At 50.4% G+C, this 18,339-nt stretch carries 13 protein-coding genes; 4 read left to right on the forward strand and 9 right to left on the reverse strand.

Going from position 1 to position 18,339, the window contains the following annotated elements:
* Positions 1-6: 6 nt before the first annotated feature.
* The 8 genes from ftsH to QZ303_RS01120 all read right to left on the reverse strand — a co-directional run bounded on the left by ftsH (position 7) and on the right by QZ303_RS01120 (position 10,988).
* Positions 7-2,094, reverse strand: coding sequence for an ATP-dependent zinc metalloprotease FtsH (gene ftsH / locus QZ303_RS01085; RefSeq protein ID WP_295727927.1), 2,088 nt, complete (start codon positions 2,092-2,094; stop codon positions 7-9).
* Between the two features lie 54 nt (positions 2,095-2,148).
* Positions 2,149-2,508, reverse strand: coding sequence for a ribosome silencing factor (gene rsfS, locus QZ303_RS01090; RefSeq protein ID WP_295727929.1), 360 nt, complete (start codon positions 2,506-2,508; stop codon positions 2,149-2,151).
* 148 nt (positions 2,509-2,656) lie between these two features.
* The gene (locus tag QZ303_RS01095; protein ID WP_295727930.1) at positions 2,657-3,904 is read right to left on the reverse strand and encodes an FtsX-like permease family protein; all 1,248 of its coding nucleotides are present in this window, start codon (positions 3,902-3,904) and stop codon (positions 2,657-2,659) included.
* 11 nt (positions 3,905-3,915) lie between these two features.
* Positions 3,916-5,121, reverse strand: coding sequence for a pyridoxal phosphate-dependent aminotransferase (locus tag QZ303_RS01100; RefSeq protein WP_295727932.1), 1,206 nt, complete (start codon positions 5,119-5,121; stop codon positions 3,916-3,918).
* Between the two features lie 14 nt (positions 5,122-5,135).
* Entirely contained in the window at positions 5,136-6,350 is a 1,215-nt protein-coding gene (locus QZ303_RS01105; protein WP_295727935.1) for a bifunctional 3,4-dihydroxy-2-butanone-4-phosphate synthase/GTP cyclohydrolase II, read from the reverse strand.
* A 24-nt stretch (positions 6,351-6,374) separates the two neighbouring features.
* On the reverse strand, positions 6,375-8,306 hold the full coding sequence (locus QZ303_RS01110) for an LptF/LptG family permease (protein ID WP_295727937.1): 1,932 nt from the start codon (positions 8,304-8,306) through the stop codon (positions 6,375-6,377).
* 249 nt (positions 8,307-8,555) lie between these two features.
* Entirely contained in the window at positions 8,556-10,055 is a 1,500-nt protein-coding gene (creD, locus tag QZ303_RS01115) for a cell envelope integrity protein CreD (protein WP_295727939.1), read from the reverse strand.
* A 42-nt stretch (positions 10,056-10,097) separates the two neighbouring features.
* Positions 10,098-10,988, reverse strand: a complete 891-nt coding sequence (locus QZ303_RS01120; protein ID WP_295727941.1) for an AraC family transcriptional regulator — start codon at positions 10,986-10,988, stop codon at positions 10,098-10,100.
* 248 nt (positions 10,989-11,236) lie between these two features.
* On the opposite strand from QZ303_RS01120, the gene QZ303_RS01125 reads away from it, so the two are divergent.
* Both QZ303_RS01125 and QZ303_RS01130 read left to right on the forward strand, forming a co-directional pair.
* Positions 11,237-12,832, forward strand: coding sequence for a DUF6377 domain-containing protein (locus QZ303_RS01125; protein WP_295727942.1), 1,596 nt, complete (start codon positions 11,237-11,239; stop codon positions 12,830-12,832).
* 126 nt (positions 12,833-12,958) lie between these two features.
* Positions 12,959-13,195, forward strand: a complete 237-nt coding sequence (locus QZ303_RS01130) for a YtxH domain-containing protein (RefSeq protein WP_295727943.1) — start codon at positions 12,959-12,961, stop codon at positions 13,193-13,195.
* 123 nt (positions 13,196-13,318) lie between these two features.
* Here the strand turns inward: QZ303_RS01130 and QZ303_RS01135 are convergent, their stop codons facing one another.
* On the reverse strand, positions 13,319-13,864 hold the full coding sequence (locus QZ303_RS01135; protein ID WP_295727944.1) for a 30S ribosomal protein S16: 546 nt from the start codon (positions 13,862-13,864) through the stop codon (positions 13,319-13,321).
* 408 nt (positions 13,865-14,272) lie between these two features.
* Between QZ303_RS01135 and ppdK the strand changes: the two genes are divergently transcribed.
* On the forward strand, positions 14,273-16,987 hold the full coding sequence (gene ppdK / locus QZ303_RS01140) for a pyruvate, phosphate dikinase (RefSeq protein ID WP_295727946.1): 2,715 nt from the start codon (positions 14,273-14,275) through the stop codon (positions 16,985-16,987).
* Positions 16,988-17,180: 193 nt separating this feature from the next.
* The coding region (locus tag QZ303_RS01145) for a phage integrase SAM-like domain-containing protein (protein ID WP_295727947.1) at positions 17,181-18,339 on the forward strand (1,159 nt) is incomplete at its 3' end.

The raw sequence follows: 18,339 nt of genomic DNA on the forward strand, positions 1-18,339 counted from the left end.
TTTTCCTTATTTTTTAGGTACCGGGGGAGGAGTGGTGCGGGGAGTGGTGTCGGATGTGGCCCGTTCTGGTGATTCTTTTGCCGGATTCTTGTCATCCTTTTGGTCTTTGTCGGAAGATGATTTATCCGTCTTATCGAAATCGGCTGCATAAGGATCTTCATCCGATGCTTTTGCCTGTTCAATCTGTCGGGCTGCGAATATCTCGTCGGTACGTGACACCCACGGGCGCTTACCGAATATATGCTCTACATCCTCGGTGAAGATTACCTCGCGTTGGATTAAAGTACGGGCGAGTTCGTGGTGTCCGTCGGCATGCTTGCGCAGGATATCTTTAGCGCGCTCATACTGCTCGTTGATTATGCGTGACACTTCGGCATCGATATCCTTGGCTCTCTCTTCACTGTATGGCTTCGAGAAGCCATATTCCTGACCTGTGGAGTCGTAGTAACAGAGGTTCGGCAACCTATCACTCATACCGTAGTATGCGACCATGGCATAGGCGAGTTTGGTCACGCGCTCAAGGTCGTTGGCCGCTCCGGTGGAGATATGGCCGATGAACAGTTCTTCTGCCGCACGTCCTCCGAGCGTTGAGCACATCTCATCGAGAAGAGCTTCGGCAGGAGTGATCTGGCGCTCTTCCGGCATGTACCATGCCGCGCCGAGAGCCTTGCCACGCGGCACTATTGTGACTTTGATCAGAGGCGATGCGTAGCGGAGATGCCAGGATATGGTGGCATGGCCGGCTTCGTGGATGGCGATTGATTGCTTCTCTTCGTCGGTAGTGATCTTAGAGCGCTTCTCAAGTCCACCGATGATACGGTCGACGGCATCGTTGAAGTCCTCCTTGGTGACAGCCTTCTTGTTGTGGCGTGCAGCTATGAGTGCAGCCTCGTTGCACACGTTGGCTATGTCGGCACCGGAGAATCCGGGTGTCTGGCGGGCAAGGGTCTCAACGTCGAGAGAATCGTCGGTACGAATGTTGCGCAGATGTACGTTAAATATGGCCACGCGGTCGTTAAGGTCGGGCAGGTCGACATATATCTGTCGGTCGAAACGTCCCGCACGCATCAATGCCTTGTCGAGAATGTCGGCACGGTTGGTGGCGGCAAGGATTATCACTCCGGAATTGGAGCCGAATCCGTCCATTTCGGTGAGCAGCTGATTGAGTGTGTTCTCACGTTCGTCGTTGGCACCCATATTCGGATTACGCCCGCGAGCACGTCCTACCGCGTCGATCTCGTCGATAAACACTATGCACGGAGCTTTTTCTTTGGCCTGACGGAATAAATCGCGCACACGCGACGCACCGACGCCGACAAACATCTCTACGAAATCGCTGCCCGACATGGAGAAGAATGGCACGTTGGCCTCTCCTGCCACAGCTTTGGCAAGAAGGGTCTTTCCGGTGCCGGGAGGGCCTACGAGGAGCGCGCCTTTAGGTATTTTTCCGCCGAGATCCGTGTAGCGTTGCGGGTTCTTCAAAAACTCCACAATCTCCTCGATTTCGGTCTTGGCTTCGGACAGGCCGGCCACATCCTTGAATGTGACCTGTATCGGGCCGTCCTTGTCGAATATCTTTGCTTTGGATTTACCCACGGAGAATACTCCGCCTCCCGCGCCTCCGTCTTTGCCGGACATGCGCTTAAGCATGAACAGCCAGAATACTATGAGAAGTACCATAGGCCCGATGGACCACAGTATACCTGAGAAGTCGGTGGCTTTCTCAAACTTCACGTCACCGGTGAATATGCCGTCGGTTTTCCATTCCTCGATTTTATCCTGCAACTTGTCGGCACTGGGAATGTCGGTCAATATCTTTGCCTCCTGACCTGTACCCTTGGTAAACTGGCTCGGATGGAATATTTTGGACGCAAGCGAATCGGTGAGGTATGCCTCAGCCTGATTCTTGTTGGTGAACACGACGATTCGCTCGACTCCGCCCTCGGTCACGTATTTCTCGAAGTTGGAGTAGCTTACCTCCTTGGTTATGGAGTTGTCGTCGAAATGATATAGGGCCGCCAGAAACAGTATGAGGATAGCATACATCCAATACATACTGAACTTTATAGTCCGTTTCTTAGGTTTCTTGTCCATTTAGTGATTTCTTGATGTGCAAGCTGATGTGGGATCTTAATTATGTGTGATGGCTCAGTCGAGGTCTGGAATCTCCGTAATCGGGGCGTCGCTCCAAAGTTCTTCCAGATTGTAATGTTCGCGTATGTTGGGTAGGAAGATGTGTACGAACAAGTCGCCGTAATCAATCACGATCCATTGGGAGTTCTGGTAGCCGTCGTAGTTATAAGGCTTTACTCCTGCGTGTTCCTGTACATACTCACGGACGCTGTCGGCGATGGCGTTGACCTGTGTCGGCGACGAGCCTTGGCATATGATGAATTTGTTGGCTGCGGAGCCTTCGATATGGCTCAAGTCGACAATGACAATCTTTTTGCCTTTGCGTTCCTGTATTCCCTCGATTACGAGTTTTGTGATTTCGGGTCTGTCAGTCATTTGAAATGGAGAATCGTTAAATTTAACACAAAGATAGGATAAATTTCTGATTTTGCAGTAATCTCACTATTATAACAATCCATCCGGCCAATTTGTCGGATGTGGAATTAAAGAATCTGAAAAACACAAGACGGATAGGTGTACCATGCTATTCATAACGCATTGATTTGGCCGGACTGACTGATGCAATCAGCCTTCCGGGAATGAGAAGTACACACCATGCTACCAAAAACACGCCTATATTCAAGGCTACAATCTGCCATATATCAATCTCTACCGGGACGAAATCAAGATAGTAGGCTTCGGGGTTGAGCGGAATGATATGGAAACGGCATTGAAGAAACATGAGTGACAGGCCGATGATATTGCCTGTAAGCATCCCGTAGAGCACAAGTCGGCGTCCGAGCAACGAGAATATACGCCTTACAGATGCATTGGACGCTCCCATTGCTTTCAATATGCCTATCATGCGCACACGTTCCAGAATTATTATGAACAACGATGACACCAATGTGAACCCTGACACCAAAGCCATAAGGATGAGAATCACGACCACATTGGTGTCGAGCAGCGCAAGCCAGTTGAAATACATCATTCCGGAGGATGTCACGGTCGATATGCGATACAATCCATCGAGATTACCGGCCCATGCCTCTTTCATCATGGCTTCCTGCAACTTCAGCGCCGATGCATCAATATCGGAGGTGTCGTGCAGGTAGAGGTCGATGCGGTTGCCTTGAATGGAATCGAGGGCGTTGACCCCTTGAAGTAGCGAAATCGGCGCAAATGCGTAGACATTATCGTAATCGGAGAAATGGGTGTCGTATATTGCCGCGATGGAAAGTCGCCTTGTTCGTACACCTTCGTCGGTGAAGAAGTACATGAATACCCTGTCACCAGTCGACAGATGGAGTTTATCGGCAGTGGTGCGCGATATAGCCATCGAATTCGTGTCTATGGAGTCGACATGCCAAGACCCATCAGTGACCGAGCCGGTGATGAAATCGACTCCCGGACCGGGCGTAAGTCCGCGCAGTACGATTCCTTCGAAATCAGTATCGGTCTTAATTACAGCGGGATGTTCCATCACCAGCTCCGATGAGTTGAACATGTGCGTGCTGTCAATGATGGCGCGAAGCTGCGGGGAGAATGAGAGGACCGACGCGCCGCTGTCGGGAGCGGCGTTGTCGCCGGCCGCAAGGATTGACACATGGGCATCGAATCCCATAACCTTGCGACGAATCTCATGCTTGAAGCCGGTGACGATACATAACGCCGAAATCATTATGACCATCGCCAACGACATGCCGGCCACAGCCATAACGATGCTCGTAGCGGTTCCGCCACCTTTGCCGGACAGACGCAGACGCGAGGCTATGAAACTTTCATAAGCCATCACTCCTATGGTTAACCGTTATTGACTCTCCCCGGATAGGCTTTGAGGGCCTCCTGGAGTACTTTCATGGCTTTGGCAAGATCGTCCTTGCATAGAACATAGGCCATGCGCACTTCGTCACGCCCCATTCCTTCCGTCGTATAGAATCCTGATGCCGGTGCCATGAATATGGTTTGTCCCTCATATTCGAATTCCTCAAGGCACCATTCGCAGAACTTGTCGGCATTGTCGACCGGCAGTTTCACCACGGTGTAAAATGCCCCCATGGGTATCGGGCTGTAGCATCCCGGTATCTTGTTGAGCTGGTCGATAAGGAATTTCCTGCGCTCTACATATTCATTATAAGTGGCGAGCATATATTCCTGGGGGGTATCAATCGAGGCCTCGGCAACTATCTGACCGAGAAGAGGTGGGCTGAGACGGGCCTGACAGAACTTCATGATGTTCTTTTTCAGCTCTTTATGCTTTGTAATCAAGGCGCCGACGCGTATGCCGCATTCATTGTATCGCTTTGATACCGAGTCAATAAGCACTACCTTGTCCTCTATGCCCGGAAGATGAAACGCAGATATATAGGGTGCTCCGGTATAGCAGAATTCACGATATACTTCATCGGAATAGAGGAACAGGTCGTATTTCTTTACGAGATCGCGAATCTGGAGCATCTCTTTCATCGTGTAGAGATATCCGGTAGGATTATTAGGATTACAGATCAGTATACCCTTTGTCTTTGGTGTAATGAGCTTCTCGAACTTTTCTACCGGCGGTAGGGAGAAGCCTTCGTCGATTGACGATGGTACAGTGATGATCTTGGCTCCTGCCGATATGGCAAAAGCCATATAATTTGCATAGGCAGGCTCAGGCACAATGATTTCATCGCCCGGATCGAGTGTCGCCATAAATGCGAACAACACTGCTTCGCTGCCACCGGTAGTGACGATGATATCGTCTGTGTCAACCTCTATATTGAAGCGATGATAGTATTGACGCAACTTTTCCCGGAGGGACAACAATCCTTCCGAAGGGCTGTATTCAAGGACTTTCCTGTCGATATGACGCAGAGCCTCAAGACCTTCTTCGGGAGTGGGCACATCCGGCTGGCCTATGTTGAGATGATATACCTTGATACCGCGTTCTTTGGCCTTGTCGGCGAGAGGGACGAGACGGCGGATAGGTGAAGCGGGCATTTCAGAACCGCGTTGAGAAACTTTAGGCATATGGCTGGAATGCTTTATAGATTGTGAAGATTATGGCCCATGCGATCCTTCTTGGTGCGCATGTAACGTAGGTTGTAGGGATTGGGCTGAATCTCGATGGGAACATTTTCCACCACCTCAAGACCATAGCTCTGCAATCCGACTCTTTTCACTGGATTATTGGTCATGAGGCGCATCTTGCGTACTCCTATCTCGCGAAGTATCTGTGCACCTACGCCATAGTCGCGCTCATCGGCAAGATGGCCGAGGCACACGTTGGCTTCGACGGTGTCCATGCCGTTTTCCTGTAGTTTATAGGCCTTCATTTTTTCCATGAGTCCTATGCCGCGCCCCTCCTGGTTGAGGTAGACCACAGCACCGCGTCCTTCACGTTCGATCATCCGAAGGGCCGTGTGAAGCTGGTCGCCGCAGTCGCACCGCATGCTTCCGAATATGTCGCCAGTAGCACATGATGAGTGCACACGCACGAGCGCCGGCTCGTCGCTTCCGGCAAGATCACCCTTGATTATGGCGATATGTTCCAGTCCGTTGCTTTTCTGGCGGAACGGGATAAGGCGGAAATGCCCGTAGGCGGTTGGCATGTCTACCTCGACACCCTTTTCGACGAGCGATTCCTGCTTGAGGCGATATGCGATGAGGTCGGCGATGGAGATGAGCTTCAATCCCCATTCGTCGGCACGTCGGCGAAGTTCGGGCAACCTTGCCATAGTGCCGTCGTCGCTCATGATCTCCATGAGTGCGGCGACTGGTTGCAGACCGGCAAGACGAGCCAGATCCACAGCGGCCTCCGTGTGGCCCGAGCGGCGCAATACTCCCTTATCTTGGGCATAGAGCGGATTGATGTGGCCCGGACGGCCGAAAGTGGCCGGTGTCGATGCCGGATCGGCAAGAGCGCGGATTGTGGCCGCACGGTCATGTATGCTGACGCCGGTAGAACATCCCTCAAGTTTGTCTACTGTTACGGTGAACGGAGTGCCGAGCATCGATGTGTTGTCGGCGACTTGATGGTCAAGTTCAAGCTCTTTGCATCGGGAGATGGTGAGCGGGGCACATAACACGCCACGGGCATTCTTCAACATGAAGTTGACTTGCTCCGGAGTTATCTTCTCGGCAGCCACGATCAAGTCGCCTTCATTCTCACGATCTTCATCATCGACTACGATGACAAATCGTCCTTCGCGGAAATCAGCGATTGCTTCGTCGATAGAATCAAGTTTTATATTATCCATATAATATATTCGGGTGGATTAAATTCAATGGTCGGATAGGGCGGGGGATTCAAGGAGAGACACAAGTTCATTGTCGGTGGTCAATATGTGCTCAAGCTGTTCGCGCAAGTGGCGTTGCTGGCGCAGCCCGACAATGTAAACCGGAATCCCTATCGGGAACAATATGATAAACGCCCAGCTCAGCAACTTGTTGGATGATGGTTGATAGAACCACAGGCTCAGGAGTTCCGGGAGTTCCATCAGCTTCAGTATCACCATGCGCTCACGGGAGTTTGAAAGGTAATCAACCATTTGTTCGAGTTCGGCACGAATTGTATGGAGGTTTATGGCATCATACCCTTTCAACCAGTATTGCAGATAGTTTTGTCGAGGAGGGTTGTCATTAAGGAATGCTGAGATGCGGTCATTGAGGTGATTGATTTTCTCGACTGCGGTCGGAACCTCGACCTCATTGATAACCACCTCCTTCAGTTCGAGCTTGCGGATCTGGCTACGGCCTACGAGCTTACGGAAGAAGTTGGTGTAGGCGTCGCGGTTGAACACTGCCGAATCGTTTACTGCCTTATACGTGAAGAATACACCTAAAGGCAACAGTACGAATGTTGAAAGCCACATTCCTTCCCATACCTCAAGTCGCCCTTCTCGTGCCATCTTGTAGCCGGTGTTGTCAATGATATAGTAGAATATGAACAGGAACACCGATATGACCAGTGGCATGCCAAGGCCACCTTTCCTGATTATGGCCCCGAGAGGCGCACCGATAAAGAAGAATACAATACATGCCATTGAGAGGGTGAACTTCTTCATAAGTTCTATGGCATGCCTGCGTATGACACGGCGGTCATCGTTCATTGTATATGACCTGAACTCGAAATCCTGCCGTGAACGTTTGGCCTTGTCGAGCGCCTGGTTAAGGTAACTCTTGGTGAATGCCGGGTTGGAGCCGGAGAATATCGAGTCAAGATTCAATGGCTTGGCCATGGCAACTGGTTTCTGAGGCACGGCACGTGTACCGGTGTCAGTTGATTCGTAACGATAATAGTTGAGGCCGAAGTATCGCTGGGTCTTTATGTCGTGGCCGTAGACATCGCCCACGCTGTCGACGCGTGCGGTGACGGAATCTATGGTGGCCTGAAGTTCGGCGATGTTTTTACCGACATACTGGTTGCGCATTCCGCTCTCGTCCATGCGGTTGAAGTTGGCGTCGAATGCTATGAGCACCTCCTTGTCGTTGAACGCCTCCCGACGGTATGGCACATTCTGTGAAGAGAACGTGGAGCCTTGCTCGCGAAGATTTTCGAACTGCTCGCCATTCCAGAGATTGAGTATGAGGTGCGACTTGTCGTCCGTCATGCTTATCTTGCCTGAATCGGCATATATTATGGTGGCATTGTCGGTGCCTTTCGATACATTGTATATGAGAAGGTCGTGCAGTATGCCTGTCTCACGATCCTTTTGTTTGACAAAGAGATTGAATCCTGTAATCTGGTCGTAGAACACTCCTTCCGGAATCTCAAGTTCCGGTGACTTTTGCTTCATGGAATAAAGGAGGGTGTACATCTTGGCCTGGGCGACCGGCAGCACATTGTTCTGGAAGAAGAATGCACCGATAGCTACGACCACCATCAGCGCAATCAACGGCCTCATTGACTTGATGAGCGACACGCCGGAAGCTTTCATGGCGGTAAGCTCGAACTGCTCCCCGAGATTGCCGAAAGTCATCAGCGACGCAAGCAATATCGCAAGCGGGAGAGCCATAGGCACCATGGTGAGCGCCGCATAGAAGAAAAGCTCACCTATTACGCTCATTTCAAGACCTTTGCCTACAAGGTCATCGATATATCTCCAAAGGAATTGCATGAGCACGATAAAGAGGCATATCAGAAATGTCATGACAAACAGAGGCAGAAAACTCTGTAGCATGAACAGATATAGTCGCTTTATACGTAGTAGCATATCGGATAGCTATATGTGTGATTATGTCATTGAATCAAGCGACAAATTTACGCAATTCCACTCAACTTAGCAAATCAAAATTCGGCGCTGCGTGTGTCGCATGCCATGGTTTGTCGTTCGGGATATATGGATGTGGTTGCTACAGTAGTATGATGATTAAACACACGTAGCAAAGAAAACGACCGGAAGTCTGGTTGATGCCGTTGGCTGACTTCCGGTCGTAGTTTATAGTTAGTACTACACCGGCTATTACCAGATGCGATGATTTTTACCGTTCACTTTGAGCGATGCGTACATGATGGCAGCAAGAGCTATGAAAAGTCCGATGCTGCCGGTGAGCAGGGCATAAGTCTCAAGGCAAAGCAACACATATATGAACACATATATGATTGTCAGCAACGCTCCTATGGTCACTGCAACTTTCCGGCAACGTATCACTCCCAGCATGTATGCGCTGACTAGACCGATGGTCATCACTGCTGCGATCAGGTAGCTTAAACCGAAACTGATGTGCTCGGACAATGAAAGCAACAGTGAATAGAACAGTATCAGGGCCAGCCCAATGAGAAGGTACTGGAAGATATTGATTGGATGCTTCACCATAATCTCGGCAAAGAGCACGGAGATGAACGTGAGCAATATCACGATAATGGCATATTTCATGGCTCTGGATGTTTTCTGGTAGCGGTCGACCGGCACCAGCATATTGGTAACCACGGCAGAGCGTGAAATCTTGTACGGTTTTTCGCCAACGAAGGCCTGGGGATAGTCTCGGTTTATGGAGTTTACGAGCCATTTGGCCGAAAATGTGTCGGATTTTACTGTCCGGTCGCTTGGTATTACCATTCCTGCGAATGATGGGGATTTACATAATCCCGTCATCGTTATGTCGCTTTGGGCGCCGATAGGCGTTACCCCTATCGACTGCGACCCCTTGACATGCATGTTGATGGAGTAGGGGAACGACGATGCGAGGGAGTCGAGTCTTATAGGAGCTTGCATGCAACCGGAGGCGGATTCACCGTAGTCTCCTTTCCAGTCGCCGGGTTCGCATTGCACGATTTCTTCGCAGATGGTGTAGTCGGTATTGTTGTTGAATGTAAGGTTGACATACACATCGTCATTGGACGTGCCGTCAAGGATGTAGTCGTCAGGCCCGAGTTTCAGGGACGATATGTTTTCCACACCTTTCAGATCCCCGATGCCTATGGTCACATAAGCCTTGTCGAGAAGGAGCGTGCTGACAGGAATTCCGGTGGATTTGAGTACGTCCATGTCAAATTCGCCGCTTAATGTCGCGTCGGCATTATAAACGGTAGTCTCATATATGCCTCGGCTCAACGTCCGCGACTTTACATCGATCGATGCGTCGAGTTTGGCCGGTAGGAGCCGGATTACGCCGGTTGTATCCTTGTCGCGCTTCCCTTTGGTCACATATGGTATTGAGATAATCGGACCGGATATGAGTTGTGGGCCGCTCCATGATTGGGATATTTCCTGTGTGGTCTCGTGCTGTCTATCCTCCCGTTCGTCATTCAGGGAATAGATAATCATGTCCGGAATGAGGAGGATGAGGGAAAGTAGTATGATGAACAGGATTTTAAGACTTACCGATTGCTGCCGGTTTCCGGCTCTCTGTGCGGCAAACTGGGGAGCCGCCTGCGGGAATCCGCTTTGTGGCCTGACGAATTGTGGAGGAGGTGGAGGAGTCTGGTTTAGGGCACCTCCGGAGGTAGGGCTGTCATTCATGATCGGTTGGTGTTTATTTAGGGACTATTTTCTTGCGAATTGTCATGATTTGTCGATGTCGCCCGGCGAGGAACGATACTGTCGTGGTGATACCCCGGTGATATGCTTGAAGTATTTGCCGAAAAAAGATTGATTGGCAAAGTTGAGCCGGGTGCTTATCTCTTGTATGGTAAGACCGGTGTTGCGCAACAGTTTCTTTGATTCAAGAATCACATAGGAATCGATCCAGTCGCCGGCTGTACGTCCGCTCGCTTCCTTTATCATTGCCGAAAGGTGTTTGGGGCTGATATATAACTTTTCAGCGTAATAGGCTACGGAACGTTGTTCGCGGAAGTTTTCTTCGACAAGCTTTATGAACCCGAAGAGCAGTGCATCCTTGCGCCTCATTGAACCCGGAGTGCACTCTCCCATGTGTGATGAATATAGGCTGAGCGTTTCAAAAAACAGTGCTTCGAGAAGTGAACGTACTATGTCGGTGCGGAAATTGTTGCGAGATATTCCGTAGGCACGTCGTTGTATGAGATTCCGGATCTCCACTTGTTGAGCCACGTCGGCCGGAGAAAGCGATATGACGGGGTTGTCGTGAAAATGCACTAATGATGGAAGCATCTGAGTAAGGCCCGGTATGGTTTCTCCAAAGAATCGAGTGGATACCATTATCACATGCCCTTTGAAGTCGGGAGAGGTGGAATAGCTGTGCATGACATGGCCCGGACGCATTACTATCAAGGAATTTGAGGAAAGGGAATGATTGTGATTGTCGTAGTTTAGGTTCAAAGCCCCGTGCTCGCATAGAATCGAAAGGAAAAAATCGATTTTCAATGGGAGCTGAAGCCCATTGATTTTTGATACGTCGCTGAAAATAGCGATGTTTTCAATATTTCCGGCAATGGGGGAGCCGGCAGGGATATGATCGATAGTCTTTATCTCCATAATGCAATGTGATGCAAGTGACCTTTATACAAAGGTAATCAATATTAACCAAATGTTACAGCAATTAATTCTTAATGAATGTTATTGTGGTGCTTTTGCTGTATTGTATGGCGTGGGGTTTTCAAGCTGACATATTACTGGTGTTGGGATGGTATGTGAAAAAAATGTAACTTAGCGGTGTGAAACCTAAGAGGTTGTTTTTAAACAACCTCTTAGCTTCATGGGCTTATGGTCAAACGGATTAAAACATGAAAATAGAGACTATATCTGCATTATGTCTTGGCGTATTGCTGTCACTCACCTGTGTGTCATGCGATAGGGACGAGAGTTCTGTTTCTGTCGCACGGGATAGTGAAAGGTATGAGGGCGTGCTTGCGATGTTGGATAATGAATTGCTTGATCGGGAGGATTACATAACGTCGCGTAGCTCTCGAATCGATTCTCTTCGTTCTCTCAGGGACTCGGCTTCTGGCAGGACAGAGCTTGATTATACTGTTGAAATTGCTGAATTGTATCGTGGCTTTCTTGCTGATAGTGCCTTGGTGGAATGCCGGCGTGGAGAACTGATAGCCGGTGCGCTTGGCGATAGCATCACTGCATTCGAGATGAGGATGGAACGCATTCAACAGATGCCACTTGCCGGATTCGGACATGAGGCGGTCGTGGAATTCGAGAGGTCGAGACGTGAGGGGATGGAATTGCGTGATCAGATTATGTTTTTGCGTTCTGGGCGGCAGATGTATAGTTATATAGCGGCTCAATTTCCGAATTTTCCGGATGAGAAGCGCCGTTGGAACGACAAGGCTACGGCTTTACAGGAACGGCTCGTGGAAATGCTTGAACCGGATTCACCGGAAATGCTTCTTAATGTGGGTGAGTTGGAGTTCATGAGAGGGAACGATTCCAGAGCTTATGCAATATTGACAGAGTTGCTTGAACGCATAGACAGGGACTCGAACGTAGCCGCACGTGTCGCTTCTTTGGTCGGGCAGACCGCGGCTCGACAAGGGCGTGTGGATGAAAGCCTGTACTATCTTGCGATTTCTGCCATTGCGGATGTGCGGTCGGCCACTCGTGAAGTGACCTCTTTGCAGCAACTTGGCATAGCCCTTTATGACAAAGGCGACGTCGAGCGTGCTGACTTTTATTTGCAGGAGGCGCTTGCAAGCGCCGTTGAATGCCATGCTTCAATGCGTATGCTCCAGACATCAGAAGCGATTCCTGTGATTTCCGCAGCCGGCCGTGCTGCGGCGGAACGCAATCGTGTGAGATTGTATTGTATTTTGGGAGTGGTGGTGATGCTTGCGGCAGGGTTGGTGGTGCTCGTCATGCGCCTTCGTCAGGAAATGCGTCGTCAGGATGCTTTGCGCAGGAGCCTTGAGAATGCGAACCATGCAAAGGAAGTGTATATGAGCGAATTCATCTCTTTATGTACGGTATATATGAACAAGCTTAACCGGTTCTGTGAGATTGCAGCGAGGAAGATTTCTACCGGAGCCACCGATGAACTTTATCGACTTACAAAATCCGGACGTTTTGTCGAGGAACAGAGTCGCGATTTTTATGAAATATTCGATAATGCCTTTCTCCATATATATCCGGACTTCGTATCCAAGGTCAATGCCTTGTTGCGGGATGACTGCCAGATCGAGCTCGCTAAAGGGGAGAGGCTTAACACCGACCTTCGCATATTGGCATTCGTGAGGCTTGGAGTGGAGGAAGGGCCTAAAATAGCTCAGGCGTTGAATTATTCGGTCAATACAATATACGCCTATCGCAACAGGTTGAGAAACCGCGCGGTTAGACGGGATACATTTGATGATGATGTCATGAATATAAGATAGTCCGAGTCCGTCGTGTAGAACTTTTTATGATAGAATGTGGTTATATGTTAAAAATAATGCGTGGAGATATTCTCCCTTTGACGCATGCTTATTAATGTATAACTTGGTTTTAAAGAAGTATTAATTATGAAATGTAACGGAACTGTCTTTTTTACTGGACTTCTTCTTGGTGCTCTTGCCGGTGTGGCCGGAGAGCGTTATAGCCGCACGACTATGCGCGGACGTAAGCTGCGCAGAGAGGTAAATCGCGCCTTTCTTGACTTGTACGGTAGTGCGGAGCAACAGATAGGTCGTGTAAAGGAGTTTGCTCAGGAGCACGTGGCCACGCTCGGAAAGAAAGCAGTGGATAAGGCGACCGATTGATAGCTGTTGAATAAAGACGGATTTTATACAAATCCTTAAATACTGCAAGGGTGTCCGCGCTTAATCGCACGGACACCCTTGAGTGGTTTTTTCAATATCGTGAGAATCAAGTCGACTATGAACTTACTCTGTGGCTGCTTCTTCAGCTGGAGCCTCTTCTGTAGCTGCGGCGGCAGCTTCAGCTGCTTTTGCTGCCTCAGCAGCTGCTATCTCGGCCTTTTTCTTGGCCAATGCTTCAGCTTTCGACTTGTTTACGGCTTCTTCAGCTTCCAGGCGAGCCTTTAGGGCTACTTCCTTCTTGGAGGCCATATCGGCTTTCATTGCGTCAACGTCAGCCTGGCGCTTCTGCTTCCAGGCGTCGAAGCGACGCTGCGCCTCGGCCTCGTCAAATGCGCCTTTCTTGACACCGCCCTGAAGATGCTTCATGAGCAGTACGCCTTCGTGGCTGAGAATGCTACGCACGGTGTCGGTGGGCTGTGCGCCTACGTTGAGCCAATACAAAGCCCGCTCGAAGTTCAATGTTACTGTAGCAGGATTAGTGTTCGGATTATAAGAACCTATCCTTTCAATAAATCTACCATCTCGTGGTGCCCTGCTATCGGCGATTACAATGGGGTAAAACGCATAGTTCTTGTGACCATGACGCTGTAATCTGATTTTGGTTGCCATTAAATAAATTATTTGTGGTTTTGTATTGTTGCGTTTCCGATCAGCTCTGTAAACCGGAATTGCGCCGCAAAGGTACTGTTTTATCTCGGAATTACAAAATCGGATTGACACGGATTTTGTAATTGCAAATTCCAAAGGATTGAATTGGCTTGAATAACATAAGAATTGGACGCAGGTTCGGTTATGATTCGTTAACAAAAGGAAGCGGCTGAAGGTAATAATCCGTGTTGAAGTTTGCGCAAACTTAGTCTTGACAGGACAAAAATAAGGCGATACGATATTTTCTTGTGAAACAATTTCGCTATTACAAAGAATAACGCTAAATTTGCGTTACATCTCTTCTACGTATCGAAGAATATGCAATAACCAAAAATTAAATAAGTTTAACTTTTTAACCAATAAGACCAAATGAAAAGAGTCTATACGTTCGGCGATGGTAAGGCCGAAGGTAATGCCGAGATGCGAAATCTTCTCGGCGGCAAGGGCGCCAATCTTGCTGAGATGAATCTTCTGGGCATGCCTGTGCCTCCCGGATTCACCATCACCACCGAAGTATGCAACGAATACACTCTCCATGGACGTGATGCTGTAGTGAAACTCATCCAGAAAGATGTTGAGGCCGCTATCGCCCATGTCGAGACACTGACAGGAAAGAAATTCAATGATCCGACCAATCCGCTACTTGTATCTGTGCGTTCGGGCGCACGTGCGTCAATGCCCGGTATGATGGATACCGTGCTCAACCTGGGCATGAACGATGCCACCGTGGCTTCGCTGGCTGAAAAGAGCGGCAATCCTCGTTTTGCATGGGACAGCTATCGCCGCTTCGTGCAGATGTATGGCGACGTGGTGCTTGGCATGAAGCCCAAGAGCAAGGCTGACATCGACCCGTTTGAGGAGATTATGGATAAGGTCAAGTCTGCAAAGGGTGTCAAGCTTGATACCGAACTTGATGTTGATGATCTGAAGAATCTCGTCAAGCTCTTCAAGGCGGCCGTTAAGGATTTCACCGGCAAGGATTTTCCCGACAGCGCATGGGAACAGCTCTGGGGCGGAATATGCGCCGTGTTCGACAGCTGGATGAATGAACGTGCTATCCTCTACCGCCGCATGAACCAGATCCCGGAAGAGTGGGGCACTGCTGTCAACGTTCAGGCCATGGTATATGGTAACATGGGCGACAACTCAGCCACCGGTGTGGCATTCAGCCGCGACGCCGCTACCGGCGAGAACATATTTAACGGTGAGTACCTCATCAACGCCCAGGGCGAGGATGTGGTGGCCGGTATCCGCACTCCTCAGCAGATTACTGTTGAAGGGAGTCGTCGTTGGGCCGCACTTCAGGGAATCACCGAGGACGTGCGTAAGGAGAAGTATCCTTCGCTTGAGGAATCTATGCCTACATGTGCTGCCGAGCTTATCGCTATCGCCAATCGTCTGGAGGACTACTATAAGGATATGCAGGATATGGAGTTCACCATTCAGGACGGCAAACTCTGGATGCTCCAGACCCGTAACGGCAAGCGCACCGGCGCAGCCATGGTGAAGATCGCCATGGATCTGCTCCGTGCCGGCGAAATCGACGAAAAGACTGTCCTGCTTCGAATGGAGCCGCAGAAGCTCGACGAGCTGCTTCATCCTGTATTCGACAAGTCCGCACTCAAACGTGCTACTGTCGTGGCCAAGGGCCTTCCTGCATCTCCGGGTGCTGCTGCCGGTCAGGTGGTATTCTCAGCCGAGGATGCCGAGGCTTGGTCGGAGAAAAAGAAGAAAGTCGTGCTCGTCCGTATCGAGACCTCCCCTGAGGATCTTCGCGGTATGGCTGTTGCCCAGGGTATTCTGACCATGCGCGGTGGTATGACAAGCCATGCGGCTGTTGTCGCCCGTGGTATGGGCAAGTGCTGTGTCAGCGGTGCCGGTGAAATAAAGGTTGACTACAAGGCCAAGACCGTCGAGATGGGCGGTAAGATATACAAGGAAGGTGATTGGATTTCGCTCAACGGTTCCACCGGAGAGGTTTATGACGGACAGGTGCCCACCACCGAGCCTGAGCTGGGTGGCGACTTCGGCGCTATCATGAACCTCGCTGCCAAGTATACCAAGACTTTGGTACGCACCAATGCCGATACCCCCCGCGATGCCAAGCAGGCTCGCCACTTTGGTGCGCAGGGCATTGGCCTCTGCCGAACCGAGCATATGTTCTTCGAAGGCGACCGCATCAAGGCCGTCCGTGAGATGATTCTTGCAAGCGATGTCGATGGTCGTCGTCACGCCCTCGACAAACTCCTTCCGATGCAGCGTTCCGACTTTGAGGGCATATTCGAGGCTATGGACGGATTTGGAGTGACTATCCGCTTGCTCGATCCCCCGTTGCACGAGTTCGTGCCTCATCAGACCGCCACTCAGAAGGAGCTTGCCAATGAGATGGGCCTTACCCTTGAAGAGGTAAAGGCAAAGGTTGACAGCCTTGAGGAATTCAACCCCATGCTCGGACATCGTGGCTGCCGTCTCGGCATCACATATCCCGAAATCACCGAGATGCAGACCCGTGCCATCATTGAGGCAGCCCTCAACATGAAAGCACGTGGCATCAAGGTATTCCCTGAAATAATGATTCCATTGGTGGGCACTCTGAAAGAGATCCAGAACCAGGCCGACGTGATCAATGTCACCGCAGCAAAGGTGTTTGAAGAGCGCGGAGAGAGTGTTGCTTATAAAGTTGGCACCATGATAGAAGTTCCCCGTGCCGCCCTTACCGCCGACCAGATTGCTACTGTAGCCGACTTCTTCTCGTTCGGTACCAATGACCTTACCCAGATGACTTTCGGCTATTCCCGCGACGATGCTCCCAAGTTCCTGAAGTTCTACAAGGAGCACGGCATAATCAAGACCGATCCCTTCGAAGTACTCGACCAGGAAGGCGTTGGGCAGCTTGTGCGCATGGGTGTAGAGAAAGGCCGTGCCACCAAGCCCGAACTCAAGGTCGGCATCTGCGGTGAACATGGTGGTGAACCAAGCTCTGTCAAGTTCTGCGCGAAACTCGGCATGAACTACGTCAGCTGCTCGCCTTACCGCGTGCCCATCGCCCGTGTAGCCGCGGCGCAGGCTGCCATCGAAGAGTAAGCGTAACTTAACGTAATCCGATACTTAGGCGGTAACGCTCCGATAAAAAAGGGCTTACCGCCTAAGTTGCGCTTGGGCGGTTCGTGCATTCTGCGCGATTATCGTGCAGAATGTGTCGACAAAACTTACAAAATCGGCTATATCATTCGTGCAAGACACTTACAGGAATTTACAAACATAATTACAGACGAAAATGGCTACATTCAAAGCAGTTGTGAGAACTCCGCGTAAGGACGGGTTCTATCAGGTCTATATCCGGGTAGTGCAGAACACCAGGCCGGGATACATCAAGACCGACAAGGTTGTCACCAAGCAGATGGTGGACAAGCACGGCAATATCAATGACCCTTTCGTGAACGAGTATTGCGCGAGAATGATATTGCTTTATACCGACAAGCTCAACCGCAAGGAGTGCGCGAAATGGACAGTACGTCAGATTATCGAGTATGTGACGCAGGGCGACAAGGACATCTGCTTCAGCGACTATGCGCGCAGTCACATAGACCGCATGGTGGACCGGTATCAGTTGCGGACGGCGCAGAACTACCGTCAGGCTCTCGGACACAAGGAGCGTTTCTACGGAACGAACAAAATCATGTTCGGGCAGCTGACCTCTACGCAGATTGCGCGGTGGATACAGTCATTGGAGCAGACCCACAGGGCAAAGGAGATGTACCCTGTGTGCATGAGGCAGGTGTTCAAGGCGGCTGTGGAGGAGTATAACGACTATGACAACGGCAACCTGCGCATCAAGGTCAATCCGTGGGGCAAGGTGAAGATTCCGCAGAGCGACCGCTCGGTCAAGAAGGCTATAAGCCCGGAGGATTGCAGGCTGTTTTTTACCGCCCCGCTCCCCGATACGAGGATGATCGATCCGTTGCCCGAACTGGGGCGTGATGTGGCTAAGATGATACTTTGTCTTGCAGGAATGAACACGGTCGACATCTACGAGCTGCGCAAGGAGGACTACCGGAACGGCTGTATCTGCTACAAGAGGGCCAAGACGAAGAAGTTCCGGGCCGATGATGCGTATTTCGAGATTCGTGTCGAGCCTATCATCCTGCCGTTAGTTGAGAAATATCTGGCCGAGGCTGACGACCCTTACCTGCTGAACTTCCACACGCGGTTCTCTTCCTCGGATTCTTTCAACGCGAACGTGAACAACGGCATAAAGCAGCTCTGCAAGAGCATGGGCATTGCGAAAGAGAAATGGTACAGCGCATACACGTTCCGCCACACTTGGGGGACTGTGGCGCAGAATGACTGTGGGGCTAGCATCGCGGAGGTGGCGTTTGGTATGAACCATTCGCATGGGCATACGATTACGCGAGGCTACATCAAGATTGACTTTA

It is taken from the genome of uncultured Muribaculum sp. (assembly GCF_910583865.1).
Lineage (GTDB): Bacteria > Bacteroidota > Bacteroidia > Bacteroidales > Muribaculaceae > Muribaculum.